This window comes from Kangsaoukella pontilimi (assembly GCF_009830125.1).
Taxonomy (GTDB): Bacteria; Pseudomonadota; Alphaproteobacteria; order Rhodobacterales; family Rhodobacteraceae; genus Kangsaoukella; species Kangsaoukella pontilimi.
Window position 1 is genome coordinate 502,687 of record NZ_WUPT01000002.1, and the last position, 26,418, is coordinate 529,104.

Sequence of the window (26,418 nt, forward strand, 5' to 3'; positions counted from 1 at the left end):
CCTGGTTGTCTTGGATTATGTGTTCAGCGAAGTGCGATATCTCAGGCGATGATGCCGAGAATGTCGCTTTCCTTCATGATCAGCAGTTCTTCGCCGTCGAGCGTGATTTCGGTGCCCGACCATTTGCCGAAGAGAATGCGATCGCCAGCCGAGACGGCTGGGGCGATCAGCTCGCCGGAATCCTTCCGCGCGCCTTCGCCGACGGCGATGACTTCACCCTCGGCAGGCTTTTCCTTGGCGCTGTCGGGGATGATCAGACCGCCCTTGGTCTTCTCGTCGCTTTCGACGCGGCGGACCAGAACGCGGTCGTGCAGCGGTGTGAATGCCATTTAGAACGCTCCTTCGTTCGTTATTACTCCCTTTAGCACTCGCCTTGGGTGAGTGCTAACGATGCGCAGATAAGGAAGGCTCACGAAGCTGTCAACAGCCGCGATGCGCAAAAAATGGCATGAGGTAGCTGTTTCGTCCGGACCTGCGTGCTGCCATGATCGGTTCAGCATTGCAAGCAAGGGACCGTCATGCTCCGATCCGTATTTCTTTTGATTTCTCTTCTTTTTCCCGTCGTTGCTGCGGCGCAGGTCTGCGGCACCACCGATCTGACCGACAGCTTCACGCCTGAGGAAACCGCCCGGCTCGATGCGCTTGTTGCGCCTCATGCCTATTCCGAGGGGTTGACGTGGGAGGCCTCCCGCGATGACAGCCGCGTCGTCGTCGTGGGCACGCTCCATATCCCTGATGCGCGGTTCGATCCGATCGTTGAGCGACTGTCCCCGGTCATCGAGGAAAGCGATGTGCTGATCGTCGAGGCCACAAGAGAAAGCGAGGCGGGGTTGGCGCAACTGGCCGCGACGCGGCCCGAGATGTTTTTTCTCACCAGCGGTCCCAGCCTGGTCGACCTGCTGGCGCCCGAAGAATGGGCGCAACTTGAAGCCGAACTCGCCACCCGTGGCATTCCAGGGATCGTCGCTGCCAAATTCCAGCCCTGGTATGCGTCGCTGATCCTGGCCGTGCCGACCTGCGCTCTGTCGGTAATGCAGGCGGGCGAGGTCGGGCTTGATCGACGTCTGGAGGCCGTGGCCGAGGCGGCGGGACTCGAGGTGGCGGGGCTGGAGGGGCCTGAGGCTGTTCTTCAGGCGTTCACCGGCGACAGTATCGACGAACAGCTCGAAGGGTTGCGCATCACGCTTGGCACCACAGACCCGACCAATGCGAACACGACAACGCTGGTCGAGATGTATTTCGACGGGCGCACCCGCGCCTCGTGGGAGGTCAGCCGCATCCTCATCGACCGCGAAGGCATCGCCAACGGACAACAGATGTTCGACGATATCGAAGAGACACTTCTGGAAGGGCGCAATGTGGCCTGGGAGGGAATTCTCGACGACCTGATCGGCGGGCGGGATGCGGTTCTGGCGGTTGGTGCGGCGCATCTCTCTGGCGAGACCGGTGTGCTGCGGGCGCTCGAGCGTGCGGGCTATGCTGTGAGGCCCTACTGAGGGGCGCTGCCCCTCTTGGGCCGTTTCCGGCCCAATTCACCCCGGGATATTTCCGAACAGGCGAAGGCGAGGGCCGTTAACCTTAACAGTTATTAGGGTCAACCGGCCCGCCTCTTCGCCTGTTGTCAAATATCCTCGGGGGTGAGGCCCCGTAAGGGGCCGAGGGGGCAGACAGCCCCCTGAACAAGAAAAACGCCGCTCCCATAGGGGAGCGGCGCCGGTCGGCCCCGAAGGGGGCGAAACCCGGTTCCGAATTACTCGGCGTCTTCCGCTTCTTTCGTGGCTTCTTCGCCGGTCTCCTGATCGACGACCTTCATCGACAGGCGGACCTTGCCGCGGTCGTCGAAGCCCAGGAGCTTGACCCAGACTTCCTGACCTTCCTTCAACACATCCGACGGATGGTTCAGGCGGCGGTTCTCGATCTGGCTGACATGCACGAGGCCGTCACGCTTGCCGAAGAAGTTCACGAAGGCGCCGAAGTCGACGATCTTCACGACCTTGCCCTTGTAGACCTTGCCCTCTTCCGGCTCGGCCACGATCGAATAGATCATGTCGTAAGCCTTCTGGATGGCGTCGCCGTTGGGCGAGGCGATCTTGATGATCCCGTCGTCGTTGATGTCGACCTTGGCGCCCGAGACTTCCACGATCTCGCGGATGACCTTGCCGCCCGAGCCGATGACTTCACGGATCTTGTCCGTCGGAATCTGCATGGTCTCGATGCGGGGGGCGTGGACCGAGAACTCGGACGTCTCGGAAAGCGCCTTGTTCATCTCGCCGAGGATGTGCATCCGGCCGTCCTTGGCCTGGGCCAGGGCGGTCTTCATGATCTCGGGCGTGATGCCCGCGACCTTGATGTCCATCTGCAAGGACGTGATGCCGTTCTCCGTGCCCGCGACTTTGAAGTCCATGTCGCCGAGGTGGTCCTCGTCGCCAAGGATGTCGGTCAGGACCGCGTAGGACCCGTCATCTTCCAGAACGAGCCCCATGGCGACGCCGGCAACGGCGGCCTTGAGCGGGACGCCCGCATCCATCATCGACAGCGAGCCGCCGCAGACAGAAGCCATCGACGACGAGCCGTTCGATTCCGTGATCTCGGAAACGATGCGGATCGTGTAGGGGAAGTCGGTCGCAGCCGGCAGAACCGCCTGAAGCGCGCGCCAGGCCAGCTTGCCGTGGCCGATTTCGCGGCGGCCCGGAGGTCCGAAGCGGCCAACTTCGCCGACCGAATACGGCGGGAAGTTGTAGTGCAGCAGGAAGTTCGAGCGGAAATTGCCGTGCAGCGCGTCGATGATCTGTTCGTCGTCGCCGGTGCCGAGCGTGGTGACCACGAGGCCCTGCGTCTCGCCACGGGTGAAGAGCGCCGATCCGTGGGTCCGGGGCAGAAGCCCGGTTTCGGCCACGATCGGACGAACCTGATCGAGGGCGCGGCCATCGATGCGGCGCTTGTTCTTGACGACGTCGCCGCGAAGGACGGTCGACTCGAGCTTCTTGAGCGCCGAACCGAGGTTCTTGTCCGCGAGCTGCTCTTCAGTGAGCGCAGCCTTGATCGCTTCCTTGGCGGCGGCGACGGCGGCGACACGCTCCTGCTTATCGGTGATCGCGTAAGCGGCGCGCACCTTGTCCTCACCGGCGGCTTTCACGGCCTCGTAGAGGTCCGAGTAGTCCGGGGGGGTGAAATCGAAGGGTTCGTTCGCGGCGTCCTCGGCCAGGTCGATGATCAGGTCGATGACGGGCTGGATCTGCTCGTGGGCAAAAGTCACTGCGCCGAGCATTTCGTCTTCCGACAGCTCGTAGGCTTCGGACTCGACCATCATCACCGCGTCCTTGGTGCCGGCGACCACGAGATCGAGGCGCTGGTCGGGGTTGTTCCGCAGATCCTGCATGTCGTCGACGGTCGGGTTCAGGACGTAATCGCCATCCTCATAACCCACGCGGCAGCCCGCGATCGGGCCCATGAAGGGCGCGCCCGAAAGCGTCAGCGCGGCCGAGGCGGCGATCATCGCGACGATGTCGGGGTCGTTGACGAGGTCGTGGCTGAGCACGGTGCAGATGACGAGGACTTCGTTCTTGAAGCCCGGCACGAAGAGCGGGCGGATCGGACGGTCGATCAGACGCGATGTCAGCGTCTCTTTCTCGGTCGGGCGCGCCTCGCGCTTGAAGAAGCCGCCCGGAATCTTGCCGGCGGCGTAGTATTTCTCGTTGTAGTGGACGGTCAGCGGGAAGAAGTCCTGATCGGGCTTGGCTTCCTTGGCGAAGGTGACGTTCGCCATGACGCTGGTCTCGCCATAGGTGGCGATCACCGACCCGTCTGCCTGACGGGCGACCTTTCCTGTTTCCAGTGTCAGCGTTTCTTCGCCCCACTGGATGGATTTCTTAACTTCGTTGAACATGTGGTTTCCTATCTCGGCCATCTCACGGGCGTTCCCGGATGGCCGTCATGCGTGCGGGCCCCATTGCCCGCGACCCCGATTGGGTTTCGTTTCCATTCCCTATGGCGACGGTGGGGTCTGGTCGCCGCCCGAACAGATAGGCGGGCCATATCGGGTTTCGGACTGGAAGAAAACGAAAAACCGCACTCGACATTTCGACTGTTGCCCCCACGTTTGGTCGCATGACACGCCTGCCTGCCTTTGCGGCCCTCGTGGGGGCGATCTGGTGCCTGCCCGGTCTCGCCGTGGGCGAGGACGGCGTGACCCTTCTGATAGATCGTCGTGCGGGCGAAGTGTCCTTCTATCTGAGCCTTCCGGCCGAAGACTTGCCCGCCGTGATGGGAGAAGGCGCCGGTGAGATGCTCGGACCTGACGGCACCGTTGATATCGACGCGTTGTACGACGGGACTTTCGATACCGCCGACAGGCTTTTTGCCGGTTCTGCGCTTCGGGTGAACGGAGAGGAAGTGCAGGTCGAGGCCCTGTCGATGATGCTGCACGATCCGAAGTTCCTGCCGCCCTTCGCCGACCCTTATGATGGTCAGGTGTCCATTGCCGTCTGCACCTCGCCCGAGACGGTGCGCGGCATGGAGCTGGCCGAACTGCGCGCCTATCTCGGCTATTTCGCGTGGCGGGTCGACGGATTGGGCCCGCTGGAGCTGAGTTTCCCGCGCACCGGCCGCGATCCGGTGGAAGTCACGCTCAGGGTGTTCGACGATTTCGAGCCCGCTGGCGAGCGTGTCGTTTTTCTTGAGGACGGCGGAACCATTTCGGTACCGGTTGCCGCGACATTCGCGCCGGGCGGATCGAAAATCGGCACGGGCGCGGCAATCGGTGCACTTGCTCTTATAGTCGCATTCACTTTTTCATATATGTCGAGGGCGCGCCGCCGACGGCACGCCGGTCAATCACAAGGATAGGTTCAATGCTTCGTGCGTTTCTTGCGGCCTCGCTTATCGCAGCCTCCAGCCCCGCTCTCGCCGACGAAACCTCGGCGGGTGACCTGACGATCGATGGTGCCCACATCTTCAAGTCTTTCATGAACGCCCGCGCCGCTGGCGGTTACATGACGATCTCCAACGGGGGGGGCGAGGCGGATCTGTTGCTGGACGTCATGGCAGATGTGCCGATGATCGCGATCCACGAAAGCCGGGAAGAAGATGGCGTGATGCGCATGGTGCATCTCGATGCGGTGGAAATCGCGCCGGGTGAGACGGTGGCGTTCCGGCCGGGCGGATTGCATGTTATGGTCATGGGCCTTGGGCCGGACGACCTGCCCGTGGGCGACACGCTGGACGTCACGCTTGTTTTCGATCGCGCGGGCGAAGTCGACGTCACTTTCGAGGTGATGGAGCGGCCCGAGGGCGGCATGCAGATGACTCATTGAGGCCGTGAGGGGCGCCGCCCCTCACACTCCCCGGAGTATTTTCGCCAAGAAGAAGAAAATTTTAGTCGAATTGGTTTTAGTTTGGCTTTGCGAAACGAAAAACGCCCGCCGGTGAGGGCGGGCGTTTCGTTTTGAATTCCGGTGCGCTCTTAGCGGCGGAGGCCCAGACGCTGGATCAGGTCCTGGTAGCGGGCTTCGTCCTTGCCGCGCACATAGTCGAGAAGCTTGCGGCGCTGGGCCACGAGCTTGAGAAGGCCACGGCGCGAGTGGTTGTCCTTCTTGTGGGTCTTGAAGTGCTCGGTCAGGGTCGCGATGCGCGACGACAGGATGGCAACCTGGACTTCGGGCGAACCGGTGTCGCCGTCCTTGGTGCCGAAATCCTTGATGACCTTGGCTTTTTCTTCAGCAGTAATCGACATCGGGGTCTCCTTTTCAGGTTCGTGTTGATGGCGCAAGCCGGGATGTCGTCCAGCAGGGCCCATGGAGCGATGCGGGCGTATAGGGGATCGCCGCGCATTTGGAAAGCCCCTTTCCGGGCTCTATTGCCGGAACGAGGAAAGCGGGTGATACTGCAAGCAATTAAACGAGGCGACGAGCAGCCCATGGATATTCTTCTGGCCCTTCTGGGCGTCGGCCTCCTGGCCGCTCTTTTCGGCGGCATCGGCGGCATCGGCGGAGGTGACGGAGGCGGCGGTTCGGATTCGGGCGGCAGCGGCGGTGGCGGCGCGGGCGAAGAGCCCGAGGCGACCGAAGAGGGCACGGCGCTTCCGGACCTTCTGGAAGGGACGGAGTTCGACGATGTGATCTTCGGCCGGGGCGGTGACGACACGATCACCGGCGGGATCGGGAACGATTATCTCGACGGAAATTCCGACAACGACTCGATTGAGGGCGGCATCGGCGACGACTCGCTATTCGGCGGGGGCGAAGACGACCGTCTCTTCGGCGGGCCGGGGCTCGATTTCCTTCGGGGCGGCGAGAATGCCGATTACCTCGATGGTGGAACCGAGAACGATACGCTCGAAGGCGCCAAGGGGACCGACACTCTTCTGGGCGATGCGGGCGACGATTACCTGAAAGGCGGACCGGGGAATGACAGTCTGGTCGGCGGCGTTGGCGCGGACGTACTGGAGGGCGGGCCGGGCGCCGATACGCTGATCGGGATTTCCGGCGACTTCGAGACGGCGCCGGACGACGATACAGACTCTGGAGATCAGCTCGAAGGCTGGGACGGAGCAGATATCATCGTCATGGGCGAGGGGGACGAGGCCTGGGGCGAGTACTCCACGGGGCCTGCGGACGGCGCTGGCGACACTTTCGTCTCGGGCATCTGGGTCGACGAGAATCCTCCCATTGTGAAAGACTACGACCCGCTCGCGGACCGGCTTGTCCTGTACTACGACGCGGGGCTGACGCCGTCGCCGCTGGTGGAGGTTGCCGCAGTCGATGTGTCGGGCGACGTGACCTACGAGGTGTCGCTGAACGGGGTCGTCGTCATGCTGGTCGAGGTGGGCGCAGCGCCGATCACGATTGAGGCCGACGATATCCTGACAGTCTCGCCGGCAGCGTGACCTGATGCGCAGAAACGCTTTCTCAACCTGAAGAGTCCAGAGTGAAGGCGTCTGATTCCCGTTGGGGGGGCGCGATGCTGGACAGTCTTCTCTGGGCCTTTGTGGTCACTCTCTTATCGGTGCCGTTTCTGGCATTCCTGCGAGAGAGTCCTGTGCCTTTGACCGAACGAGGTGCCGTGTCGCTCATGTCGGCACCCGATGGTGGCGGCGGGCGCCCGCCATACGCCGATCCGCCCGCCTTGCACGAAGTTCCGGGCGATGTGGCTGAATTCGTCATCCCGGATTTCAGACCGGGCACCGATCTTTGCCGGATCGCCCTGAACGATCCCGACGCCGAATTCGACGCGATTGCCGATGACTTCGGCGTGCGGCTGCTGTTTCTCGACGGCGGCTCCTATCTGGAGGTCGCCTTTCCAGGACTGGGCGTGCCGCCCTTCGAGGATGTGGTCATCCTGGCACCTGACGGGGCCGAGATGCGGCTGTCCGATATTGTTGGCTCCAGCCAACGCCATGCGCTGAGACCGGTCCGGTCCCGCTGGGCCGAATTGCAGGGCTTCAGCGCGGATCGCGAATGCGTGGAGATCTGGGTATCGCCCGACGCCGCCGTTCTGCCTGACGTGGCTGTCCGCCCGAGCGCTGATGGCCAGCACGGTGAGATCGTGATCGATGGGCGTCTGGCGGCACGGCTTTGCGGTGCGCCGGATGCGGATCAGGCCAATGTGCTGCTCTTGCGGAGGGCGCCGCCTGCGCCATCGGGGGCCGCGAAGCCCTCGGCCCGGGTCCAGAGCAGTGGTTTGACCTCGTAGGACAGGTACAGGGGATGCCGTGGCTGACCATGCTTGGTCAGGCCAAGGTGGTAGAGCGGTCGCCCCGTGGCGGATAGCGCAGAGAGGACGGTCTCATCGGCGTTGCGATGGGTGCCGTGGACGCCCCAAGCACAGAGGATCAGATCGGCCCAATCGGCGCCTTCTGTCAGGGCCGCGGCATTCTCGGGTCCTTCTGGTGTCTTGGCCCGTTTGAGCGCAGCGGGCGAGGTTTCACGCCACGCAAAGAGATTGCAGATTCGCATGGCCCCAAAGCCGAGGCGCACCGCCCGCCGCTGGCACCTCTCGATCGTCGGGTCGTTCTGGGCTTCGGTCGCCGTGGACGGGTTCAGCATGATGTAGAGCAGGCGCTGTCCGGCCGGGTCCCAAGTGCGGGTCAGCGTGTAGCGGTATCGCAGACATTTCGAGTACTCGGCGCTGCTGACGACGTCGCCGGTGCAATGGTCACGGCTGATCCGCCCGCCGGTCACAGCCGGAACACGCGGCTCGGGTAGAGTTCGCCCGCCTTGTAGACGCCGATGGCCACCGGCCGGCCCTGAAAGCTGGCCCAGGCAAGGTCTCCGAAATCAGCCTCGGACGAGGTCACCGGGCCCGGATTGCCGTTTGCGACCCGTGCCGCTCCCTCGGCGGAAAGGCGCACGACCGGCAGGTCGGAAAGCCCGGCCTCGAGGGGCAGGAGGTAGTCGTCGAGTTCGGGATCCCCCGCCAGATCCTCGATCTGTTCGAAGGTGACCGCGTCCTCCAGATCGAAGGGCCCGGACCAAAGCCGCCTGAGAGTGGTCACATGACCGAGGCAACCGAGTACCCCGCCCAGATCGCGAGCGATGGAGCGAACATAGCCGCCCTTGCCGCAGACCAGATCGAGCGTGGCATGATCTGTGTCGTCGCGGCTGACCAGCGTCAGGCTTTCGACGAAGAGCGGGCGCGCTTCAAGGGCGACCTCTTCGCCTGCGCGCGCCATGGCATAGGCGCGCTGACCGTCGATCTTGACCGCCGAGAAGGCTGGGGGCACCTGCTCAATGTCGCCGACAAAGCCGGGCAGCGCATCGGTGATCTCATCATCTGTCGGGCGCGCGTCGGAGGTGTCTATGATCTCGCCTTCCGCATCGTCGGTGTTCGTCGCCTGACCGAACCGCATGGTGAAGCGGTAGGATTTGAGCGCATCGGTGACATAGGGCACCGTCTTCGTCGCCTCTCCGAGCGCTACCGCCAAGAGGCCGGTCGCCGCCGGGTCGAGCGTGCCGGCATGGCCCGCCTTCTTCGCGCCAAGCGCCCACCTGACCTTGTTCACTACCGCCGTCGACGTCATGCCCGCCGGTTTGTCGACGATCAGCCAGCCCGAGACGTCACGGCCTTTCTTGCGGCGCGCCATATGCACCTCACTCGGTTTCCGAAGGCCGGCCTGCTACCCCGGCAGAGGGCGTCCGTCAATCGCCGGACGTGACGACGCCCAGGATCGGACCCATGGGGAAGCCGAAATCGTGTCGGTCGAGCGCCGGCGCATAAAGGCGTGAAACGCGGCCGTCGAGGAAGAGCGCGTTGGGAGTTCGCAGCCGGTCGCGGAACAGACGTCCGAATTCGTGAAATGTGACCGGCACGTCCGAGATTGCGGCGACCAGTCTGCCGTCCGGCGTAACGCCGACGCCGTTCCGGTAGTGGCGCGAGTCGGACTCTTTCAGGAAGCGCGGGTGCAGCGCTCCGTCGATCACCAGCATGGGCCCGGATTGAGTGGCGTCGCGGCATGCGGGCCGCTCTGTGTCGAAGGCGCGGCTTTCGATGACCTGCGCGCTGTCGTCGTTCAGGCAGAGGACGCCGTTCGGCAAAAGTCCGAAATTGCCGGGCCCTTCCCGTGTGACGATCCGCGCGATCTCTTCGCCGCCCTGAATGTAGAGCCCGACGGGGCGGCGGTCGGGGTGATACATGCCGCCGTTCATCGCGAATGTCAGGGTCTGGCCCTCGGGCAGGCTGTCTTGCACTTTGCCGAAGGTGCCAAGGGTTGCGCCGTTTTCGTCCCTCAGGAAGAGCCGGATATCGTCCGTTGCAGGATCAGCCGTACAGATCGTGAAGGGCAGGTCGTCGAATTGGATGCTCTCGCAGAGAGGGGCCGGATCGCCCGCCGCCGCTGACGCCACGCTGATGGCGAGGCTAATCGCGGTCCAGATCGCGGCGGACGTTTTCATCGGAGAACAGTCGGCGGGTGTCGTCGAGCCGGTCATAGGTCTCGTCGATCTGAAACCGGATATCGGGCGCGAATTTCAGTTGAAGGCCCTTCGTGACAGCACGCCGGATTTCCGAGCGATTGCGCCGAAGGGCCGCCAGCGCGCCGTCGCGATTGTCGCCGCCGAGGGGCAGCACATAGGCGGTGGCGATCCGCAGGTCGGGCGAGCAGGTGACCTCGCCCACGGTGATCGACATGGCGTTCAGTTCGGGATCGTGGATGTCGCCCTGAGACAGCACATCGGACAGCCGGCGCCGGATCAGTTCACCGACGCGGAGCTGGCGTTGCGAGGGGCCGGGGCCATCATTGAAGCGGGAGCGGGACATGTCCCGCATCTAATGGTTGACCAACGCGCAAGCAAGCGGCGCTTTTCTATCCCGGCGGTCACGCGTAAGAGAAAGGCGAAGGAGAGAGGCTCATGGATCAGACACCAGGGATCGTGGTTACGGGCGCATCCGGCCGGATGGGGCGGATGCTGATCGAGGTCATCAGCCAGTCCGAGGCGGCGCGGCTTGTCGGTGCGCTGGAGCGTCCGGGGCATGACTGGATCGGGCGCGATCTGGGAGAGGCGATGGGTGGCGCGGCTATGGGCGTGACCGTGGGCGACGATCCGCTCGAGGCGTTCGCGAACGCGCAGGCAATTGTCGATTTCACTTCGCCCGACGCGACGGTCGCCCATGCGGATCTGGCGGCGCAGGCGCGCGCGGTGCACGTCATCGGCACCACCGGTTTTGCGGAAGAGCACCTGACGCGGCTGAAAGCTGCGGCGCGCCACGCGACGATCATCCGGGCGGGAAACATGAGCCTTGGCGTCAACCTTCTGACCGTTCTGACGCGAAAGGTGGCCGAGGCGCTGGATACCTCTTTCGACATCGAGATCGTCGAGGCGCATCACGCGCAGAAGGTCGATGCGCCGTCGGGGACCGCGTTGATGCTGGGCGAGGCCGCCGCCGCCGGGCGGGGTGTGTCGCTCGACGACGTTGCCGACCGGGCGCGCGACGGGATCACCGGAGCGCGGAAGACAGGCGATATCGGGTTCACGGCTATCCGTGGCGGCGACATCGTGGGCGAACATGACGTGATCTTCGCCGGACCGGGCGAGCGCATCGTGCTGCGCCACGTGGCCTCCGACCGGAGCCTATTTGCCCGCGGCGCGCTCAAGGCCGCGCTTTGGGGGCAGGGGCGCGGCCCGGGTGAATTCGATATGCTGGATGTGCTTGGCCTCAAGTGATCCAAAACCCTGTCTGGCGCGTAGATAACGCGTCAGACAAGGAGGATCACGATGCGCCGTACGGCTGCCGCCATGGTTGTTTCCACATTCGTTGGGATGCCTGCCTTTGCGGAAGGGTTCCAACGCATCGACGACAAGAACCAGTTTCTGAGGGTCGTAGCCGAGCGTGATCTGACGCGCTTTGCGATCCGGGTCCGCGTTACCGAAACGGGCGACATTGTCGGCAGGGCGTTTGGCCAGAACGTGTCCGGTGACTGGGTCTGGCGTGACGGCTATTTCTGCCGGAGCCTGTTCTGGGGCAGCCAGAATATCGGTGACAACTGCCAGACGGTCGAGATGCGGGGGGATACGCTGCGCTTCACCTCAGACCGGGGCGCCGGGCAATTCGCCGACCTGAAGCTCGACTGAGCGTCAGAAGTCGATCGCGATCCCCTTCTTCTCCCAATCGCCGTAGCGGACGGGCTCAGGCCCGTCGCGTCCGCCGAGTTCGGTCGGCAGTTCCTGCTTTTCCGCCTTTTTCCGCCGCTCCTCGGCTTCGGCCAGCGCGCGCTGCGCGGCGGGAGGAAGGGCGTTTGTCTGATCGGTGTCGTCGGTCATGGCATCCACTCCTTGAGGGCGGTCGGTTCTTCATATACGGCTGCCGCGTTCTGGAACAAGGCAGGTGACGGATGGGTGAGGGCGGTCTGATGACGCGGCGCCGCGCGGTCGAGTTGATGACCGCGGTGACCGAGGGCGGCCGCCTGATGGCCGAGGTAACGGGCGGTCTTCTTGCCGAACTGTCCCCCGCCGAGAGGGCCCGCGCGCAGAGGCTCGCGACTGAGGCGCTGCGCTGGGCGCAGAGGAGCGACCGGGTGCTGGGCCCTTACCTCAGGAACCGGCCCGAGGACCCGATCCTCAATATTCTTCGCCTTGCCGTCTTCGAGCTGTTCGAGGCGGGCGAGGCACCTCATGGCGTCGTCAATGACGCGGTGTCGCTGGCGAAGGGGCCGAAATCGGGGCTGGTCAACGCGGTTCTGCGGAACGTGTTGAGGGCGCATCTGGACTGGACAGCACTTCCGGTCCCGAGCGTGCCGAAATGGTTGCGCAAGCGTCTTGTGGCGGCTTGGGGGAAAGAGGCCGTTGCGGCAATGGAAGCTGTCTTCGCCGCCCAGACGCCGCTGGACCTGACCGTCAAGGAAGATGCCGAAGGCTGGGCCAAGCGCCTTGACGGAGAACTCCTGCCCACCGGCAGCGTGCGGCTGGCGAAGGCCGGTCAGGTGTCCGCGCTTGAGGGCTTCGACGGGGGCGCCTGGTGGGTCCAGGATGCTGCCGCCGCGATCCCGGCGCGCGTGCTTGACCCGCAACCGGGCGAGCGGGTGCTCGACCTTTGCGCCGCTCCCGGCGGCAAGACGATGCAGATGGCGGGGGCAGGAGCAACGGTCACGGCGCTGGATATCTCGCCCGCCCGGATGGAGCGGTTGGCCGAGAACCTCGCGCGAACCGGTCTGAGCGCCGAATGCGTCACGGCGGATGTCTTCGAGTGGTCACCGCCTGCGCCCTTCGACGCGATCCTTCTGGACGCGCCCTGCTCGGCCACTGGCACGCTTCGCCGTCACCCCGATCTTGGCTATGCCAAATCGGACGAGGGCATCGCCGGACTGGTCGCCCTTCAGGATCGAATGATCGACCGGGCGCTCGGCTGGCTGAAGCCGGGCGGGCGGCTGGTCTATTGCACCTGCAGTCTTTTGCCGGAGGAAGGCGAGGAGCGCGCCGCCGCCATGGCCTCCCGTCACCCGGACCTTGTCTTTGTGACGCCCGATGCTTCCGGACTGGACCCCGCGTGGCGTATCCCGCTTGGCCTGCGCATCCGTCCCGACCACTGGGCCGGACGCGGCGGCATCGATGGTTTCTTCGTCACGATGGTGCAAAAACCCGCCTGAGGGCGAATTCTGCCATGACAGGATGACGCAGGCTGGCTATCCTTTTGCCAATCGCTCCGGGAACAGGAGCTTCAAGAGGCAGGACAGAACGTGTCCGAGGATGAAAGCTGGGCATCGCGCCAGACGCGATGGATGAATCGTTTTCACGCCCGCGCCGCGACCTTGTCGCGTCCGGCAACGGCGTTCACCAGCACGCCTGAACCTCGCACCATCGGCTCTTTCGCGCGTGGTCGCCAGTTGACCGGCGGGAATTTCCTGTTCGCGGGGTTCCTCGTCGAAGCGCCCGAGACGATGATCTGGGACCTGCCGATGCCCGATGACGGGTTCGAGGCCGAGTTGCACGGGTTCACGTGGCTCGACGATCTGGCCGCCGTGGGCGACATGCACGCCAGCGCGCGAGCGCGGGAATGGACGCATGAGTGGGTTGCGCGGTACGGGCGCGGCAAAGGGCCGGGCTGGACCCCCGACCTGACCGGGCGCAGGCTGATCCGCTGGATCAACCATGCGATCCTGCTTCTGAACGGGCAGGAGCGGGACGCGAGCGAGGCCTATTTCCGTTCTCTTGCCACGCAGACGATTTTTCTAAGCCGCCGCTGGAAAGCGGCTTCCCCGGGACTGCCCCGGTTCGAGGCGCTGACGGGGCTGATATATGCGGGTCTCGCGCTGACGGGTATGGACGGCCATGTCGAGCACGCGATGCGTGGTCTGGCTCGTGAATGCGCCAATGAAATCGATGCCGATGGCGGGCTGTCTACGCGCAACCCCGAAGAGCTCTTGGAGGTCTTCACGCTTCTGAACTGGGCCGCCGCCGCGCTTCAGGATGCGGGCCGGTCACCTGGTGCGGCGCATCTGGCCTCTATTGCTGCGATTGCCCCGGTTCTACGGGCGCTTCGCCATTCCGATGGCGGTCTGGCGCGTTTTCACGGAGGCGGGCGCGGGCTGGAAGGGCGACTCGACCGCTCGCTTGCCACGTCCGGCGTGCGTGCCGGAGCACAGACAGGGCTGGCCATGGGGTTTGCCCGCGTGAGCCACGGGCGGACGAGCGTCATCATCGACGCGGCACGCCCTCCGCGCCCGGATGCATCGGTCAACGCCCATGCATCGACGCTGGCGATCGAGGTGACCTCCGGCAGGCGCCCCCTGATCGTGAATTGCGGCTCGGGTGCGACCTTCGGCAAAAGCTGGCGCCGGGCGGGCCGGGCCACACCCAGCCACTCGACGCTGGGTCTGGAAGGTCTTTCGTCGTCGCGGCTGGGGCAGGCGGGCCGTGTTTCGGGGCGGGCCGCCGAGTACCTGGTCGACGCCCCGCGCGAGGTCCTCTGCCAGCGCGACGAGGTCGATGGCGGGACGCGGCTGTCGCTGTCCCATGACGGATATGTCGGCAGCCACGGATTGCTGCACCAGCGGACGCTGCATCTGGGCTACGACGGCCGTTCGCTCAGGGGCGAGGACATACTTGTCGCCGCCGACACCGCCGCGAAGAAACGGTTCGATCTGGCTTTCGACAAGTCCAAGCTGAAGGGGATCGGCTTTGCCGTCCGGTTCCATCTGCACCCGGATGTGGACGCCACGCTCGATATGAACGGCACGGCGGTATCGATGGCGCTCAAATCCGGCGAGATCTGGATTTTCCGGTTCAGGGGCGATGCGAGCATGGCGCTCGATTCCAGTGTCTACCTTGAAAAATCCCGCCTTTCCCCGCGTGCGACCAAACAGGTCGTTCTCACCGGGCGGGCAATGGAGTATTCGACCCGCGTCAGCTGGTCCCTGGCCAAAGCGCAGGAGACGCCTTCGGCGGTGCGCGACTATGCCATGGACGGTCTGCTGACGGTGAACTGAATACGGGGAAGACAGTTTCATGGGTGATTTGCAGCCGGTACGCCGGGCGCTGATCTCGGTTTCGGACAAAACCGGGCTGGAGGAATTCGCGAAGGGGCTGGCGGCGCGGGGCGTCGAACTGGTCTCGACGGGCGGCACCGCCAAGGCGCTGCGCGCGGCGGGTCTGGATGTGGCGGATGTTGCCGACCTGACCGGCTTCCCCGAGATGATGGACGGACGGGTCAAGACGCTTCACCCGGTGGTCCATGGCGGGCTTCTGGCGCTTCGGGACAATGCCGAGCACGTTTCCGCGATGGAGGCGCATGACATCGCCCCGATCGACCTTCTGGTCGTGAACCTCTACCCGTTCGAGGCGACCGTGGCGGCGGGTGCCGATTACGACACCACCATCGAGAATATCGACATCGGCGGCCCGGCGATGATCCGCGCGGCGGCCAAGAACCACGCCTTCGTCAACGTCGTGGTCGATGTCGAGGATTACGACGCGGTGCTGGCCGAGATGGACGCGAATGACGGGCAAACCGGTTTGGCGTTCCGCCAGAAGCTGGCCCAGACGGCCTATGCAAGAACCGGCGCCTATGACGCGGCGGTGTCCACATGGATGGCGGGCGCGATTGGCGAGGCTATGCCGCGCCGCCGGGTCTTTGCAGGGACGCTTCGGCAGGAAATGCGTTACGGGGAGAATCCGCATCAGGCGGCGGCCTTCTATACCGACGGGCGCGACGTGCCCGGTGTTGCATCGGCCGTCCAGCATCAGGGTAAGGCGCTGAGCTATAACAACATCAACGACACCGACGCGGCGTTCAATCTCGTGGCGGAATTCGCGCCCGAGGACGGCCCCGCGTGCGCGATCATCAAGCACGCGAATCCTTCGGGAGTGGCGCGGGGCGAGACGCTGGCCGACGCGTTCCGCCGCGCCTTCGACTGCGACCGCACCAGTGCTTTCGGCGGCATTGTCGCCCTGAACCGCCCGCTCGACGCCGAGACGGCACGGCTGATAACCGAGATCTTCACCGAAGTCGTGATCGCGCCTGATGCGGGCGAGGAGGCCAAGCAGATCTTTGCGGCCAAGAAGAACCTGCGCCTTCTCACCACCGGCGGTCTGCCCGACCCGCGCGCCGCGGCGCTGGCCGTGCGGCAGGTTTCGGGCGGGTGGCTGGTCCAGGATCAGGATACGGGCCACGTCCCGGCTTCCGATCTGAAGGTCGTGACCAAGCGTGCCCCGAGCGAGGCCGAACTGGCCGACATGCGCTTTGCCTGGACGGTGGCCAAGCACGTCAAGTCCAACGCAATCGTCTACGCCAAGGACGGCGCGACCGTTGGTATCGGTGCGGGTCAGATGAGTCGTCTGGACAGCTCGACCATCGCGGCGCTCAAGGCAGAGCGCATGGCGGGCGCGATGGAACTGGCCGAGAGCACGGCGGTGGGCTCGGTCGTCGCCTCGGATGCGTTCTTCCCCTTCCCCGACGGTCTTCTGGCGGCAGCTGAAGCGGGCGCGACGGCTGTGATCCAGCCGGGTGGATCAGTGCGCGATGACGAGGTCATCGCGGCGGCGGACGAGGCGGGGCTTGCCATGGTCTTCACCGGCATGCGCCACTTCCGGCACTGATGCGCGCGCTCGCCCCTCTCTGGTGGACGGCAGCGATCGTCTTTGTCCTCGACCAGGCGACCAAACTTGCCGTGGTCCAATTGATGGACCTGAAGACGCGCGGCGTGATCGAGGTCTGGCCCCCCTACCTGACCTTCAAGATGGCGTGGAACCGGGGGGTGAACTTCGGCCTTTTTTCCGGCGACAGCGACGTGACGCGCTGGATTCTGATCGCTGTCGCCCTTGCGATCACTGGCTGGGTCGTCTGGTGGATGCGCCGCGACAGGCCGGGGCCTTGGGTGCAGGCATCAGCCGGTCTGGTCGTGGGCGGTGCCATCGGCAACGTGGTCGACCGTCTGGTCTATCCGCAAAAGGCCGTGGCCGATTTCCTTAACATGTCCTGCTGCGGGTTCGAGAATCCCTATTCCTTCAACGTGGCCGATATCTCGATCTTTCTGGGCGCGGCAGGGCTGATCTTCCTTGCCGATGGGTCCAAGGGGCGTGACGCCGTCAAAAAGGACGGGTAAGACACGTTCAGGAAACAGGAGCCGTCCATGGTCTCTCGCGGTCTGCCGGTCATTATTGCCGCCCTCGCGCTCAGCGCGTGTGGTGGAGGTGGTGACGAGCCCAATCTTCTGAACATCTCTCAGCCCCGTTCTGCGGGACCTGACGAATTTGCCATTCTGCCGGCGAAACCGCTCGAGATGCCTGAAGACATGGCCAGCCTGCCCGAACCTACGCCGGGTGCGGGCAACCGTGCCGACCTGACTCCTGAGCGGGATGCCATCGTGGCGCTTGGCGGCAACCCGGCGGCGCTGACCCGCGGCGCGGGCGGCGACGGCGCGCTGCTGGCCTATACGGGCCGGTACGGCCGCGATGCGAATATCCGCGCCGAACTGGCCGCCGCCGATCTGGAATTTCGCCGTCAGAACGACGGTCGGCTTCTGGAGCGGCTCTTCAACGTGAACATCTATTACCAGGTCTATGAGCCTTTCGAACTTGACCAATATGCCGAGCTCGAGAGGATGCGCCGCGCCGGTATCCGCACGTCCAGCGTGCCGCCGCCGCCGCTTGACGACGAGTGACCTCACAACCCCGTCAGCGGTGACTTGAACCGGGGCGCGTCCGCACTCAATTCTAGGGTGTACCAGCCGCAAGGAGTGCCCATGCGCAACCTCATCGCCGCCTTCGTGTCCATCGCCTTGCTGCCCGTTGCCGCCCAGTCGGTACAGGCGGCTGACGTCTCGACGTTCGAGTTGGAGAACGGGCTGGAAATCGTCGTGCTCGAGGATCACCGGGCGCCCGCCGTCGTTCACATGGTCTGGTACCGGGTCGGTTCGGCAGACGAAGCGCCGGGCAAGTCGGGCATAGCGCATTTCCTCGAACACCTGATGTTCAAGGCGACGGACGAGCTTGAGGCGGGTGAGTTGTCAGAGACCGTGGCGCTGAACGGCGGCAGCGACAACGCATTCACCAGCTATGACTACACGGCCTATTTTCAGCGCGTCGCCGCCGACCGCCTGGAACTGATGATGCGCATGGAAGCGAGCCGGATGGACGGCCTTGCACTGGTGCCCGAGGATATCGCAACCGAGCGCGACGTCGTCATCGAGGAACGAAATCAACGCACCGAGAACGAGCCCGGCGCGCTATTCGGTGAGCAGCGGCGCGCAGCGCAGTACCTGAACCACGCCTATGGCCGCCCGATCATCGGCTGGAAGCACGAGGCCGAAGCGCTGACTCTGGAAGATGCGCAAGAGTTCTACGAGGCGCATTACGGACCCAACAACGCGATCCTGATCGTGGCGGGCGATGTCGAGCCGGAAGAGGTGCTGCGCCTTGCTGAGCAGTATTACGGAGTTATCCCGCCCAATCCGAATATCGTGGTTCCGCGCCAGCGCGTCGAAGAACCTCCACAGCTGGCCGAGCGGCGTATCATCTACGAAGATCCGCGCATCGCGAATCCTTACGTGATCCGGACGTATATGGCGCCCGAGCGCGACCCCGGCGCACAGGAAGAGGCCGCTGCGCTGACGCTTCTGGCCGAGGTTCTGGGCGGCTCCGGCACCACCTCTGTTCTGGCCGAGAAGCTGCAGTTCGAGACGCAGCAGGCGCTGTACACTTCGGCTTTTTATTCCGGCCAGTCGCTCGATGACACGAACTTCGGTCTTGTTATCTTGCCCGCGGATGGGTTCAGCCTTGAGCAGGCGGAAGAGGCGCTCGACGGCGCCGTGGCGGAATTCCTCGAAGAAGGTGTCGACCCCGAGGCGCTCGACCGGATCAAGATGCAGATCCGGGCGTCTCAGATTTATGCCGAGGACGATATCTCCGGGCTGGCACGCCGATATGGCTCGGCTCTTACGTCGGGCCTGACTGTCGAAGATGTGCAGGCGTGGCCTGACATCCTCGATGCGGTGACCGGTGAAGACATCATCGCGGCCGCCCGACGCGTTTTCGACCGCAGAAACGCCGTGACCGGATGGGCTATGCCCGCTCCCGCGACCGGCACTGACGAGGTGACCCAATGACCCGCGTTTTTCTGGCCCTCGCGCTGACCCTTTTCGCGGCCCTGCCTGCGCGTGCCGCCGTCGATATTCAGGAAGTCACGTCGCCCGGCGGCATCGAAGCCTGGCTGGTGGAAGAGGACTCGATCCCCTTCCTCGCCTTGGAGATCCGCTTCCTCGGCGGCACGTCGCTCGACCCCGAGGGCAAGCGCGGCGTCACGAACCTGATGACCGGCCTGATCGAGGAAGGGGCAGGGGACATGGACGCCCGCGCCTTTGCCGCCGCCCGTGACGGTCTTGCCGCCAGCTATGATTTCGACGCCTATGGCGACGGGATCAGTATCTCGGCCCGCTTCCTGACCGAGAACCGTGACGAGGCGGTCGCGCTTTTGCGGGAGGCGCTGGTCAACCCGCGCTTCGACGAGGACGCGATCGAGCGGGTGCGAGCACAGGTCCTGTCAGTGATCCGCTCGGACGCGACCGACCCGAACGAGATCGCGGGCCGTGCCTTTGATGCTCTCGCTTTCGGTGACCATCCCTACGGCACAACCGGAGATGGCACGCTCGAATCCGTCACCGCGCTGACCCGCGACGATATCGTCGCCGCGCACCAGAACGCCCTGACGCGCGACCGGGTCTATGTGGGCGCATCGGGCGACATCACCGCCGACGAGCTGGGCGCGCTGCTCGACACGCTTCTGGGCGACCTGCCAGAGGCCGGAGCGCCGCTGCCGGGCCCGGCGAATGTCGCCCTGACCGGTGGGGTAACCGTGATCCCCTTCGAGACCCCGCAATCGGTCGCCGTCTTCGGGCATGTGGGCCTCCCGCGCGACGATCCCGATTTCTTCGCGGCCTTCGTGACCAACGCCATTTTCGGCGGCAGCGGGCGACAGTCCCGACTGACCGAGGAAGTCCGTGAAAAGCGTGGCCTGACCTATGGCGTCGGTGCGTGGCTTGCCAATTACGACAATGCCGATCTGCTGGTGGGCCGCATGGCGTCCGCCAATGATCGCGTAGGCGAGGCCATTGACGTTGTGCGTGACGAATGGGCCAAGATCGCTGCGGAAGGTGTCACCGAGACCGAACTGGAAGAGGCCAAGACCTATCTGACAGGGGCCTATCCGCTTCGCTTCGAGGGTAACGCGCCGATCGCGCGGATCATGGTAGGGATGCAGACGATGGATCTCGATCCCGACTACATCACCACGCGGAACGACAAGGTGAATGCGGTCACGCTGGAAGATGTCCGCCGGGTAGCGGCGCGCATCTATCAGCCGGAGAACCTGCGGTTTGTCGTTGTGGGGCAACCCGAGGGCGTCGAACCTGTGAACTAAAAAAAAGGCCGTGCAAGCACGGCCGTCCAGTCAGGGAGGAACTGCAATCTCTGACGCAATATGCGCCTTGGAAATGAAAATCTTTTACCTAAGGTCAACATAACACGGGACGGCCGGTATCAGTGACTGTCAAAACCGGCTCTGCATGTTTAGCTTTGGCCTGTGGCACAAATGCGCCAGCCTACGATTTCTGTCGGATTTTGCCCGATCGGGGCAGAAGGCGGCTAAAGGCGCGTAATTGCGGGCAGAATGATGAAGAGTGACGATCGCATCCCCGAAATCGCGCTGGACTGGCTTCAGGCGGGTCGAAAGGTGGCGCTGGCCACGGTGATCCGGACCTGGGGGTCGTCGCCTCGCCCTGTAGGGGCACAACTGGTCATCGACGGTGACATGGCGTTCGAAGGTTCGGTGTCGGGCGGATGCGTCGAAAGCGCGGTTATTTTCGAGGCGGCAGATGCCATGGCCGACGGCACCTGCCGCCGCCTGTCCTTCGGCGTCAGTGACGAGACGGCCTTCGAGGTCGGTCTCGCCTGTGGCGGCGAGATCGAGGTTCTGGTCGAGCCGCTCGACCTGGGACAAGGCCCGACCCGTCCCGAACTCGAAGCGCTGGTCGCGGCCCGTGCCGCGCGCGAACCTGTGGTCTGGGAGGTGGACCTGACGAACTGGACCCGCCGCCTGCTGCCGCGCGACACGGCCGATGGCGAGCTGGAAGAGCGCTTCCGCACCGACCGCTCCGCGCTGGATGGCGACGTCTTCCGGGCGGTGCATAACCCGCCCCTCCGGCTTGTCGTTGTGGGCGCGGTCCACATAGCGCAACCGCTCGTGTCCATGGCGCGGATGGCGGGCTATGACGTGGTTCTGTCCGATCCCCGCGACAGCTTTGCCGCGCCTGCGCGCTTTCCGGGTGAAACCTTTCTGGACGGCTGGCCGGACGAGGCGCTTGAGGCCTATGGCCTCGACCAGAGAACGGCCGTCGTCACGCTCAGTCACGATCCCAAGATCGACACGCCGGCGCTTGAGAAAGCGCTCGCTTCCGAGGCGTTCTACATCGGCGCGCTCGGCTCGACACGAACCCACGCCAAACGGGTCGCAGCTCTGACAGAGGCGGGTCTGCCCGCAGATGCCATCGCCCGCATCGACGGGCCGGTGGGCCTCGACATCGGCGCGGTCAGCCCCGCAGAAATCGCCATTTCGATCATGGCGGAAATGACCGAGCGTCTCCGCCGACCCGACACCCGCAAGGGTGGCTGACCGGTCTCATTATCGGCCCGGAAATATCCCAGGGAGCGCGAGGGACAGCGTCCCTCGCCCGGATAGGATGCGGCAGCATCCGATCACCGCGACCCGCGAAGCGGGGCGCAAAACCTCTGTCCTTTACAACGCCCTTCCCACAGGTTCTGCTGCCGTCATGCGCGCTGACCAGACCTTCTTCCGATGAAGTTCGGCCCGATCCCTGTGGACCGCGCCCGGGGCGCAATCCTCGCGCATTCCCTGCGTCTTTCGGACGGCCTACTGAAAAAAGGCACGCGCCTGTCGGACGAGGCGTGCCGCACACTGGCCGAGGCCGGGTTCGACGAGGTCATCGTCGCGCAACTCGATCCGGGCGATCTTGACGAAGACGAAGCGGCCGCACGGATCGGGCAGGCGCTTGTCGGGCCTGGGCTAAGCGGGACCAAGGCGCATGCAGGACGTGTCAATATTGTTGCCGAAGCCTCGGGCGTGCTGGTGGTCGATGCCGGGAAGGTTCACGCTCTGAACGCTTTGGATGAAGGGCTGACGCTGGCGACACTCGCGCCCTTTGCCCGCATCGAGGCCGGCCAGCTCGCAGCCACCGTGAAGATCATTCCGTATGGTCTGCCGCAATCCGTCATTGCCGCAGGCGAGGCTGCGCTCATGGGCGCGGTGCTTTCGCTTCATCCGTTCAGAGGGGCGGAGGCGCGACTGGTTCAGACACGGACTTCCGGCATGAAGCAAAGTGTTCTCGACAAGGGCGAGGCGGCAGTTCGGGCGCGCCTTGACGGTCTGGGAATGAAACTGGCCGCTTCGGAAACCGTGCCGCACGACACGGACGCCGTCGCCTCCAGCCTTCGCGATAGCGCCGGGGCCGATCTGATCCTCATCCTCGGCGCCTCGGCCACCTCGGACAGGAACGACGTCGTGCCTGCGGCCCTCGTCACCGCCGGGGGAAGGGTGGAACGGCTCGGAATGCCGGTCGATCCCGGCAACCTTCTCTTCCTCGGGTATCTCAACGATACCCCGGTCGTCGGCCTCCCCGGCTGTGCCCGATCGCCTGCGCTCAACGGCGCGGATTGGGTGCTTGAGCGGCTCGCAGCAGGCCTGCCCGTCAGCGATGGGAGCATCGCGGCCATGGGCGTTGGCGGCCTGTTGAAAGAGATGCCGGACCGTCCGCATCCGCGCCGCCGGGGGGCCGGCGGCTCAGGCGCTCACTGATCCGCGGCTGAAACCTGCACGTCGACGTCCAACTCCTCGGAACCCGCGCCCTGCGACACGCCGCGAATGAGTGCGGCATCCACCGAATCGAGCCCGGAGCCGATCCGGATGTAATTCTCGTCCGGGCTGACGCCGTTCGCGGGGTCGAACCCGACCCAGCCCAGCCCCTCTACCCATAGTTCCGCCCAGGCATGGCTCGCCTCGGCGATGCTGCCCTCGGCGTGTAGATATCCGACGACGTAGCGTGCCGGGATCTCGAGTGTCTGCGCGGCGGCGATGAGGGCATGCGTGTGATCCTGACAGACCCCCGCACCCTTCGCCAAAGCCTCGCTCGCGGTGGTATGCGAGTCCGTCTCACCCGGCGTGTAGGCGATGGCGTCGCGGATCGCGTTCGCAAGATCATGAGCGGCCTTGAGTGGGCTGTCGGCACCTTTCGTCGCGCCTTCGGCCAGTTTCGCTAGCGCAGTGTCAGGGCGCGTAAAGCGGGTTGTCCGGAGATAGGCCTCCGGGGGGACGCGTTCACGATGACCGCGCAGGACGCCTGACAGGTCGGTCGTCTCCACGGTTCCGGTGACCGTCACCATTACTTCGTCAATGGGACCTGTCACGGTCGACGTCTCGATCCAGTCGCCCGCGCCGTTCCGGAAGGCTGATCCCCGAACCGAGCCGGGAATGTCCACGTTCCACTCCGTCGCTATCTGCCCCTCGAATTCGCTCGGCCAAAGTCTCAGGGACTGAACCACGCGGCGGATCGGCTGATCGAAGCGATAGGTTGTCTTATGCGTGACGTTCAGGCGCATCAGTTTGCCTCCCCGTTCAGGTAGACGCTTGTGATGATCGACGCCAGTTCACCGATCTCGCGGATCGTACGGGTCAGGAACTCGTGCAGCCCTTCGTCGAACACGTCCTCCACCGATATCTCCGACAGGTAAGCCACGATCGTCCGGGCGCGGGTCTGCGCCTCGGTCGCCCGGCCATATGCGCGGGCCAGCCGGTCGAGATGCCAGCAGGCCTCTTCCGCGCAGGTAATCAGCGAACGCGGAGATTTCCGGTTCAGGATAAGGAAATCGGCGATCTTCGCGGGCGTCACTTCACCGCCATAGGCCCAGTTGAAGGCGCGGTGCGCCGACATGGCCCTGAGGATCGTCCGCCACTGGTAGTTGTCGAGCCCCGATCCGACGAGGTCCACCTGCGGCAGAAGCACGAAATACTTCACGTCGAGCAGGCGTGCTGTCGAATCCGCGCGCTCGAGATAGAGGCCGATATTCATGAAATCCCAGCCGTCGACGCGAAGCTGCGTGTCTTCGATCGTGCCGCGCATCAGTGCTGCGCGTTGCAGCGTCCAATCGATCATCTCGTGTTTTTCGATCGAGCTGCGCTCGCGTCTTTTGAGGGCTGTCATCTCCTGATGCGCAGTGTTCAGCGCATCCCAGGTCTGGCTGGTCAGTGCTGTGCGGACGATACGCCCGTTTTCCCGCGCCGCCTCGAAACAGGAGGCCACCGAGGACGGGTTGTCGCTGTCGAAGAACAGGTGGCTCTCGATATTGCGCTGCACGGGTTCGCCGTATTTCTGGCGGAAAAGCTGCGCTGTGCCGCTGGCCCTGATGACCGAATCCCATTCGTTGCGGTAGCCGCCTCCGATATTGGGGATCAGCGCGTTTCGCTGACCGACCTCAAGCAGGCGGGCGTTGGTTTCCGCCCGCTCAATATAGCGGCCGATCCAGAAGAGGTTCTCTGCGTGTCTCGAAAGTAGGGTCATTCTGCCATCACCCATGTATCCTTGACGCCGCCGCCCTGGCTTGAGTTCACCACGAGCGAGCCTTCTGTCAGCGCCACGCGGGTCAGTCCGCCGGGCACCAGTTCGATTCGCTCGCCCACAAGGCAGTAGGGGCGCAGGTCGACATGGCGGGGTGCCACGCCTTCCTCCACGAAGGTCGGGCAGGTCGAAAGCGACAGTGTCGGTTGTGCGATGTAGTTGCCAGGGTCTTCCTCGATCTTGGCGCGGAAGGTCTCGATCTGAGCCTTGGTCGATTTGGGTCCGACAAGCATTCCGTAGCCGCCCGAGCCATGCACCTCTTTCACGACAAGTTCCGGCAGGTTGTCGAGAACGTATTTCAGATCGTCCTTCTTGCCGCATTGCCACGTCGGCACGTTGTTCAGGATCGGCTCCTCGCCAAGGTAGAAGCGGATCATGTCGGGCACGAACGTATAGATCGCCTTGTCATCGGCGACGCCGGCTCCGGGCGCCGAGGCGATGGTGATAGCGCCCGAGCGATAGGCATTCATCAGCCCCGGAATACCCAGCATCGAGTCGGGGCGGAAACACAGGGGGTCGATGAAGGCGTCGTCGATGCGGCGATAGATGACGTCCACGCGCTTCGGGCCTTCGGTCGTCCGCATGTAAATAAAATCGCCGGAGGCGAAGAGGTCCTGCCCCTCGACCAGTTCGACACCCATCATGTCAGCCAGGAACGAATGCTCGTAATAGGCCGAGTTGAAATGGCCGGGCGTGAGGATCGCGATGGTCGGCTCGCCCTCGCATTTGTCGGGAGCGACGCTGGCAAGCGTCCGCTTCAAGAGCTGCGGATAGCCTTCGACCGGGGCGATACGGTTTTCCTGGAAGAGCTGCGGGAACATCCGCATCATGATTTCGCGGTTCTCCAGCATGTAGGAAACGCCGGAGGGTGTGCGGCAGTTGTCTTCGAGCACGTAGAATTCGTCGGGTCCAGTGCGGACAAGGTCGATGCCGACGATGTGGCTGTAGACCCCGCGCGGCGGCTTGAAGCCCACCGCCGCGTGCTCGAATGCTTCGTTGCGGTAGACGAGCCGTGACGGGATCTGGCCCGCCTTTACGATCTCGCCACGACCGTAGACGTCGAGCAGGAAGGCGTTGAGTGCACGCGCGCGCTGCTTAATCCCGCGTTCCAGCTTGCGCCACTCATCGGCCGCGAAAACGCGCGGGAACATGTCGAACGGGATCAGTCGGTCGGGATCGCCGCCCTCGCCATAGACGGCAAAGGTGATGCCGATGCGGCGGAACAGTGCCTCGGCTTCGGTCTGTTTGAGGGAGCGGAACTCGGCCGGCATCCCGTCGGCCCATCCGCTTAGCCCTTCGTATGGCACGCGCACTTCGCTGCCATCATACATCTCGTTGAAGTAGGCGTTTCCCATCTCTCCCCCGACATTTTTGTCTTTTTACGCGCATTCGTGTCGAGAGTTAAAGTAAGTCGATTACGGCAAAGTTCCGCAATGCGGTGCACGCGAGAGCGCCGCGGGGCAATGTTTGATGCTGCAGTGTCGCCGGAACGTGTTTGTTTGCTTAGGTTTTCGGCAAAGGGAGGTCAATTTAACCAAAAAGCGGGCGGCCTCCCTTCTGCGCGCAGGCATCCCAATCCTTGCGACCTGAGGTGTCACGACCCTTCCGACTTGCCTGATGTGTGCCTTGCGGCCTCGCGCCGGGCAATTTTTAGTTCCTCTCGGGCCGTCTCGGCGGCACCGGCCTCGGCATCCGTCCCGAGAGGCGCTGCGGCGGGGTGGTTTTCGATCCGGTCGCCCCGGTTTTCGTCGATGGCCTTCTTCACCTGCGGCGCCGTTGCGCCGCTCTTTTTCGTGTCGGACATATCGGTC

At 64.3% G+C, this 26,418-nt stretch carries 28 protein-coding genes; 16 read left to right on the forward strand and 12 right to left on the reverse strand.

The features are described from left to right. Positions 1-41 precede the first annotated feature (41 nt). Entirely contained in the window at positions 42-329 is a 288-nt protein-coding gene (locus tag GQ651_RS11930; RefSeq protein WP_160764472.1) for a co-chaperone GroES, read from the reverse strand. A 189-nt stretch (positions 330-518) separates the two neighbouring features. Here GQ651_RS11930 and GQ651_RS11935 point away from each other — a divergent pair, with 189 nt between their 5' ends. Continuing rightward, complete coding sequence (locus tag GQ651_RS11935) at positions 519-1,496, forward strand: TraB/GumN family protein (protein WP_160764473.1); 978 nt, start codon at positions 519-521, stop codon at positions 1,494-1,496. Positions 1,497-1,750: 254 nt separating this feature from the next. On the opposite strand, the gene pnp is transcribed toward GQ651_RS11935, so the two are convergent. Further along, on the reverse strand, positions 1,751-3,886 hold the full coding sequence (pnp, locus tag GQ651_RS11940) for a polyribonucleotide nucleotidyltransferase (protein ID WP_160764474.1): 2,136 nt from the start codon (positions 3,884-3,886) through the stop codon (positions 1,751-1,753). A gap of 221 nt (positions 3,887-4,107) precedes the next feature. Between pnp and GQ651_RS11945 the strand changes: the two genes are divergently transcribed. Both GQ651_RS11945 and GQ651_RS11950 read left to right on the forward strand, forming a co-directional pair. Next, positions 4,108-4,845, forward strand: a complete 738-nt coding sequence (locus GQ651_RS11945; RefSeq protein WP_160764475.1) for a hypothetical protein — start codon at positions 4,108-4,110, stop codon at positions 4,843-4,845. A 5-nt stretch (positions 4,846-4,850) separates the two neighbouring features. After that, on the forward strand, positions 4,851-5,312 hold the full coding sequence (locus GQ651_RS11950; protein ID WP_160764476.1) for a copper chaperone PCu(A)C: 462 nt from the start codon (positions 4,851-4,853) through the stop codon (positions 5,310-5,312). A 149-nt stretch (positions 5,313-5,461) separates the two neighbouring features. Here the strand turns inward: GQ651_RS11950 and rpsO are convergent, their stop codons facing one another. Continuing rightward, positions 5,462-5,731 (reverse strand): 30S ribosomal protein S15, encoded by a 270-nt coding sequence (rpsO, locus tag GQ651_RS11955; RefSeq protein ID WP_160764477.1) that lies wholly within the window; start codon positions 5,729-5,731, stop codon positions 5,462-5,464. A 183-nt stretch (positions 5,732-5,914) separates the two neighbouring features. On the opposite strand from rpsO, the gene GQ651_RS11960 reads away from it, so the two are divergent. Together GQ651_RS11960 and GQ651_RS11965 are read left to right on the forward strand one after the other, a co-directional pair. Continuing rightward, positions 5,915-6,883 (forward strand): calcium-binding protein, encoded by a 969-nt coding sequence (locus tag GQ651_RS11960; RefSeq protein WP_160764478.1) that lies wholly within the window; start codon positions 5,915-5,917, stop codon positions 6,881-6,883. A 74-nt stretch (positions 6,884-6,957) separates the two neighbouring features. Continuing rightward, complete coding sequence (locus tag GQ651_RS11965; RefSeq protein WP_160764479.1) at positions 6,958-7,689, forward strand: hypothetical protein; 732 nt, start codon at positions 6,958-6,960, stop codon at positions 7,687-7,689. On the opposite strand, the gene GQ651_RS11970 is transcribed toward GQ651_RS11965, so the two are convergent. Genes GQ651_RS11970 through rbfA form a run of 4 tightly spaced genes read right to left on the reverse strand, consistent with a single transcriptional unit; the run spans position 7,593 to position 10,251 of the window. After that, the gene (locus tag GQ651_RS11970) at positions 7,593-8,177 is read right to left on the reverse strand and encodes a DUF1643 domain-containing protein (RefSeq protein WP_160764480.1); all 585 of its coding nucleotides are present in this window, start codon (positions 8,175-8,177) and stop codon (positions 7,593-7,595) included. The genes GQ651_RS11965 and GQ651_RS11970 overlap by 97 nt on opposite strands. Continuing rightward, entirely contained in the window at positions 8,174-9,079 is a 906-nt protein-coding gene (gene truB, locus GQ651_RS11975; RefSeq protein WP_160764481.1) for a tRNA pseudouridine(55) synthase TruB, read from the reverse strand. The genes GQ651_RS11970 and truB overlap by 4 nt, the downstream gene beginning before the upstream one ends. A 55-nt stretch (positions 9,080-9,134) precedes the next feature. Beyond that, entirely contained in the window at positions 9,135-9,887 is a 753-nt protein-coding gene (locus GQ651_RS11980) for a phosphodiester glycosidase family protein (RefSeq protein WP_160764482.1), read from the reverse strand. Further along, positions 9,853-10,251 carry a 30S ribosome-binding factor RbfA gene (rbfA, locus tag GQ651_RS11985; RefSeq protein WP_160764483.1) on the reverse strand — a complete coding sequence of 133 codons (399 nt, stop codon included), beginning with the start codon at positions 10,249-10,251 and terminating at the stop codon, positions 9,853-9,855. The genes GQ651_RS11980 and rbfA overlap by 35 nt, the downstream gene beginning before the upstream one ends. Before the next feature lie 92 nt (positions 10,252-10,343). Here rbfA and dapB point away from each other — a divergent pair, with 92 nt between their 5' ends. Continuing rightward, a complete protein-coding gene (gene dapB, locus GQ651_RS11990) occupies positions 10,344-11,156 on the forward strand; it encodes a 4-hydroxy-tetrahydrodipicolinate reductase (RefSeq protein ID WP_160764484.1) in 813 nt (270 codons plus the stop codon). A 51-nt stretch (positions 11,157-11,207) separates the two neighbouring features. Continuing rightward, positions 11,208-11,564 carry a dihydrodipicolinate reductase gene (locus GQ651_RS11995; RefSeq protein WP_160764485.1) on the forward strand — a complete coding sequence of 119 codons (357 nt, stop codon included), beginning with the start codon at positions 11,208-11,210 and terminating at the stop codon, positions 11,562-11,564. 3 nt (positions 11,565-11,567) lie between these two features. Here GQ651_RS11995 and GQ651_RS12000 read toward each other — a convergent pair whose 3' ends face one another. After that, positions 11,568-11,753: a DUF1674 domain-containing protein gene (locus tag GQ651_RS12000; protein WP_160764486.1), complete on the reverse strand. Its 186-nt coding sequence runs from the start codon at positions 11,751-11,753 to the stop codon at positions 11,568-11,570. 71 nt (positions 11,754-11,824) lie between these two features. Between GQ651_RS12000 and GQ651_RS12005 the strand changes: the two genes are divergently transcribed. The 9 genes from GQ651_RS12005 to GQ651_RS12045 all read left to right on the forward strand — a co-directional run bounded on the left by GQ651_RS12005 (position 11,825) and on the right by GQ651_RS12045 (position 22,791). After that, a complete protein-coding gene (locus tag GQ651_RS12005; protein ID WP_160764487.1) occupies positions 11,825-13,075 on the forward strand; it encodes an RsmB/NOP family class I SAM-dependent RNA methyltransferase in 1,251 nt (416 codons plus the stop codon). Positions 13,076-13,207: 132 nt separating this feature from the next. Further along, positions 13,208-14,914 (forward strand): heparinase II/III family protein, encoded by a 1,707-nt coding sequence (locus GQ651_RS12010; protein WP_160764488.1) that lies wholly within the window; start codon positions 13,208-13,210, stop codon positions 14,912-14,914. 19 nt (positions 14,915-14,933) lie between these two features. Further along, positions 14,934-16,523, forward strand: a complete 1,590-nt coding sequence (purH, locus tag GQ651_RS12015) for a bifunctional phosphoribosylaminoimidazolecarboxamide formyltransferase/IMP cyclohydrolase (protein ID WP_160764489.1) — start codon at positions 14,934-14,936, stop codon at positions 16,521-16,523. Continuing rightward, positions 16,523-17,029 carry a signal peptidase II gene (lspA, locus tag GQ651_RS12020; RefSeq protein ID WP_160764490.1) on the forward strand — a complete coding sequence of 169 codons (507 nt, stop codon included), beginning with the start codon at positions 16,523-16,525 and terminating at the stop codon, positions 17,027-17,029. The genes purH and lspA overlap by 1 nt, the downstream gene beginning before the upstream one ends. 27 nt (positions 17,030-17,056) lie before the next feature. Further along, positions 17,057-17,587: a DUF3035 domain-containing protein gene (locus tag GQ651_RS12025; protein ID WP_160764491.1), complete on the forward strand. Its 531-nt coding sequence runs from the start codon at positions 17,057-17,059 to the stop codon at positions 17,585-17,587. 81 nt (positions 17,588-17,668) lie between these two features. Then, positions 17,669-19,030: a M16 family metallopeptidase gene (locus tag GQ651_RS12030; RefSeq protein WP_160764492.1), complete on the forward strand. Its 1,362-nt coding sequence runs from the start codon at positions 17,669-17,671 to the stop codon at positions 19,028-19,030. Next, complete coding sequence (locus GQ651_RS12035; RefSeq protein ID WP_160764493.1) at positions 19,027-20,340, forward strand: M16 family metallopeptidase; 1,314 nt, start codon at positions 19,027-19,029, stop codon at positions 20,338-20,340. The genes GQ651_RS12030 and GQ651_RS12035 overlap by 4 nt, the downstream gene beginning before the upstream one ends. Before the next feature lie 252 nt (positions 20,341-20,592). Continuing rightward, entirely contained in the window at positions 20,593-21,591 is a 999-nt protein-coding gene (locus GQ651_RS12040) for an XdhC family protein (RefSeq protein ID WP_227258155.1), read from the forward strand. A 183-nt stretch (positions 21,592-21,774) separates the two neighbouring features. After that, positions 21,775-22,791 (forward strand): molybdopterin-binding protein, encoded by a 1,017-nt coding sequence (locus GQ651_RS12045; protein WP_160764495.1) that lies wholly within the window; start codon positions 21,775-21,777, stop codon positions 22,789-22,791. Here GQ651_RS12045 and GQ651_RS12050 read toward each other — a convergent pair. From GQ651_RS12050 to GQ651_RS12065, 4 genes are all read right to left on the reverse strand, one after another. Next, on the reverse strand, positions 22,785-23,591 hold the full coding sequence (locus GQ651_RS12050; RefSeq protein ID WP_160764496.1) for a transglutaminase family protein: 807 nt from the start codon (positions 23,589-23,591) through the stop codon (positions 22,785-22,787). The genes GQ651_RS12045 and GQ651_RS12050 overlap by 7 nt on opposite strands. Continuing rightward, the gene (locus tag GQ651_RS12055; RefSeq protein ID WP_160764497.1) at positions 23,591-24,550 is read right to left on the reverse strand and encodes an alpha-E domain-containing protein; all 960 of its coding nucleotides are present in this window, start codon (positions 24,548-24,550) and stop codon (positions 23,591-23,593) included. The genes GQ651_RS12050 and GQ651_RS12055 overlap by 1 nt, the downstream gene beginning before the upstream one ends. After that, a complete protein-coding gene (locus tag GQ651_RS12060) occupies positions 24,547-25,962 on the reverse strand; it encodes a circularly permuted type 2 ATP-grasp protein (protein WP_160764498.1) in 1,416 nt (471 codons plus the stop codon). Before GQ651_RS12060 ends, GQ651_RS12055 begins: the two co-directional genes overlap by 4 nt. A gap of 239 nt (positions 25,963-26,201) precedes the next feature. Next, positions 26,202-26,411: a hypothetical protein gene (locus GQ651_RS12065; protein WP_160764499.1), complete on the reverse strand. Its 210-nt coding sequence runs from the start codon at positions 26,409-26,411 to the stop codon at positions 26,202-26,204. Positions 26,412-26,418: the final 7 nt, after the last annotated feature.

What these genes read in the sequence shown, in the direction of transcription:
- rpsO (WP_160764477.1), bottom strand. Translation starts at nt 5,731, where the DNA reads ATGTCGATTACTGCTGAAGAAAAAGCCAAGGTCATCAAGGATTTCGGC.
- truB (WP_160764481.1), bottom strand. Translation starts at nt 9,079, where the DNA reads ATGGCGCGCCGCAAGAAAGGCCGTGACGTCTCGGGCTGGCTGATCGTC.
- lspA (WP_160764490.1), top strand. Translation starts at nt 16,523, where the DNA reads ATGCGCGCGCTCGCCCCTCTCTGGTGGACGGCAGCGATCGTCTTTGTC.
- GQ651_RS12010 (WP_160764488.1), top strand. Translation starts at nt 13,208, where the DNA reads ATGAATCGTTTTCACGCCCGCGCCGCGACCTTGTCGCGTCCGGCAACG.
- GQ651_RS12035 (WP_160764493.1), top strand. Translation starts at nt 19,027, where the DNA reads ATGACCCGCGTTTTTCTGGCCCTCGCGCTGACCCTTTTCGCGGCCCTG.
- GQ651_RS11935 (WP_160764473.1), top strand. Translation starts at nt 519, where the DNA reads ATGCTCCGATCCGTATTTCTTTTGATTTCTCTTCTTTTTCCCGTCGTT.
- GQ651_RS12005 (WP_160764487.1), top strand. Translation starts at nt 11,825, where the DNA reads ATGGGTGAGGGCGGTCTGATGACGCGGCGCCGCGCGGTCGAGTTGATG.
- GQ651_RS11965 (WP_160764479.1), top strand. Translation starts at nt 6,958, where the DNA reads ATGCTGGACAGTCTTCTCTGGGCCTTTGTGGTCACTCTCTTATCGGTG.
- GQ651_RS12030 (WP_160764492.1), top strand. Translation starts at nt 17,669, where the DNA reads ATGCGCAACCTCATCGCCGCCTTCGTGTCCATCGCCTTGCTGCCCGTT.
- GQ651_RS11930 (WP_160764472.1), bottom strand. Translation starts at nt 329, where the DNA reads ATGGCATTCACACCGCTGCACGACCGCGTTCTGGTCCGCCGCGTCGAA.
- GQ651_RS12045 (WP_160764495.1), top strand. Translation starts at nt 21,775, where the DNA reads ATGAAGTTCGGCCCGATCCCTGTGGACCGCGCCCGGGGCGCAATCCTC.
- pnp (WP_160764474.1), bottom strand. Translation starts at nt 3,886, where the DNA reads ATGTTCAACGAAGTTAAGAAATCCATCCAGTGGGGCGAAGAAACGCTG.
- purH (WP_160764489.1), top strand. Translation starts at nt 14,934, where the DNA reads ATGGGTGATTTGCAGCCGGTACGCCGGGCGCTGATCTCGGTTTCGGAC.
- GQ651_RS11980 (WP_160764482.1), bottom strand. Translation starts at nt 9,887, where the DNA reads ATGAAAACGTCCGCCGCGATCTGGACCGCGATTAGCCTCGCCATCAGC.
- GQ651_RS12060 (WP_160764498.1), bottom strand. Translation starts at nt 25,962, where the DNA reads ATGGGAAACGCCTACTTCAACGAGATGTATGATGGCAGCGAAGTGCGC.
- GQ651_RS12065 (WP_160764499.1), bottom strand. Translation starts at nt 26,411, where the DNA reads ATGTCCGACACGAAAAAGAGCGGCGCAACGGCGCCGCAGGTGAAGAAG.
- GQ651_RS12055 (WP_160764497.1), bottom strand. Translation starts at nt 24,550, where the DNA reads ATGACCCTACTTTCGAGACACGCAGAGAACCTCTTCTGGATCGGCCGC.
- GQ651_RS12050 (WP_160764496.1), bottom strand. Translation starts at nt 23,591, where the DNA reads ATGCGCCTGAACGTCACGCATAAGACAACCTATCGCTTCGATCAGCCG.
- rbfA (WP_160764483.1), bottom strand. Translation starts at nt 10,251, where the DNA reads ATGTCCCGCTCCCGCTTCAATGATGGCCCCGGCCCCTCGCAACGCCAG.
- GQ651_RS12040 (WP_227258155.1), top strand. Translation starts at nt 20,593, where the DNA reads ATGAAGAGTGACGATCGCATCCCCGAAATCGCGCTGGACTGGCTTCAG.
- GQ651_RS11960 (WP_160764478.1), top strand. Translation starts at nt 5,915, where the DNA reads ATGGATATTCTTCTGGCCCTTCTGGGCGTCGGCCTCCTGGCCGCTCTT.
- GQ651_RS12000 (WP_160764486.1), bottom strand. Translation starts at nt 11,753, where the DNA reads ATGACCGACGACACCGATCAGACAAACGCCCTTCCTCCCGCCGCGCAG.
- GQ651_RS11950 (WP_160764476.1), top strand. Translation starts at nt 4,851, where the DNA reads ATGCTTCGTGCGTTTCTTGCGGCCTCGCTTATCGCAGCCTCCAGCCCC.
- GQ651_RS12025 (WP_160764491.1), top strand. Translation starts at nt 17,057, where the DNA reads ATGGTCTCTCGCGGTCTGCCGGTCATTATTGCCGCCCTCGCGCTCAGC.
- GQ651_RS11995 (WP_160764485.1), top strand. Translation starts at nt 11,208, where the DNA reads ATGCGCCGTACGGCTGCCGCCATGGTTGTTTCCACATTCGTTGGGATG.
- dapB (WP_160764484.1), top strand. Translation starts at nt 10,344, where the DNA reads ATGGATCAGACACCAGGGATCGTGGTTACGGGCGCATCCGGCCGGATG.
- GQ651_RS11945 (WP_160764475.1), top strand. Translation starts at nt 4,108, where the DNA reads ATGACACGCCTGCCTGCCTTTGCGGCCCTCGTGGGGGCGATCTGGTGC.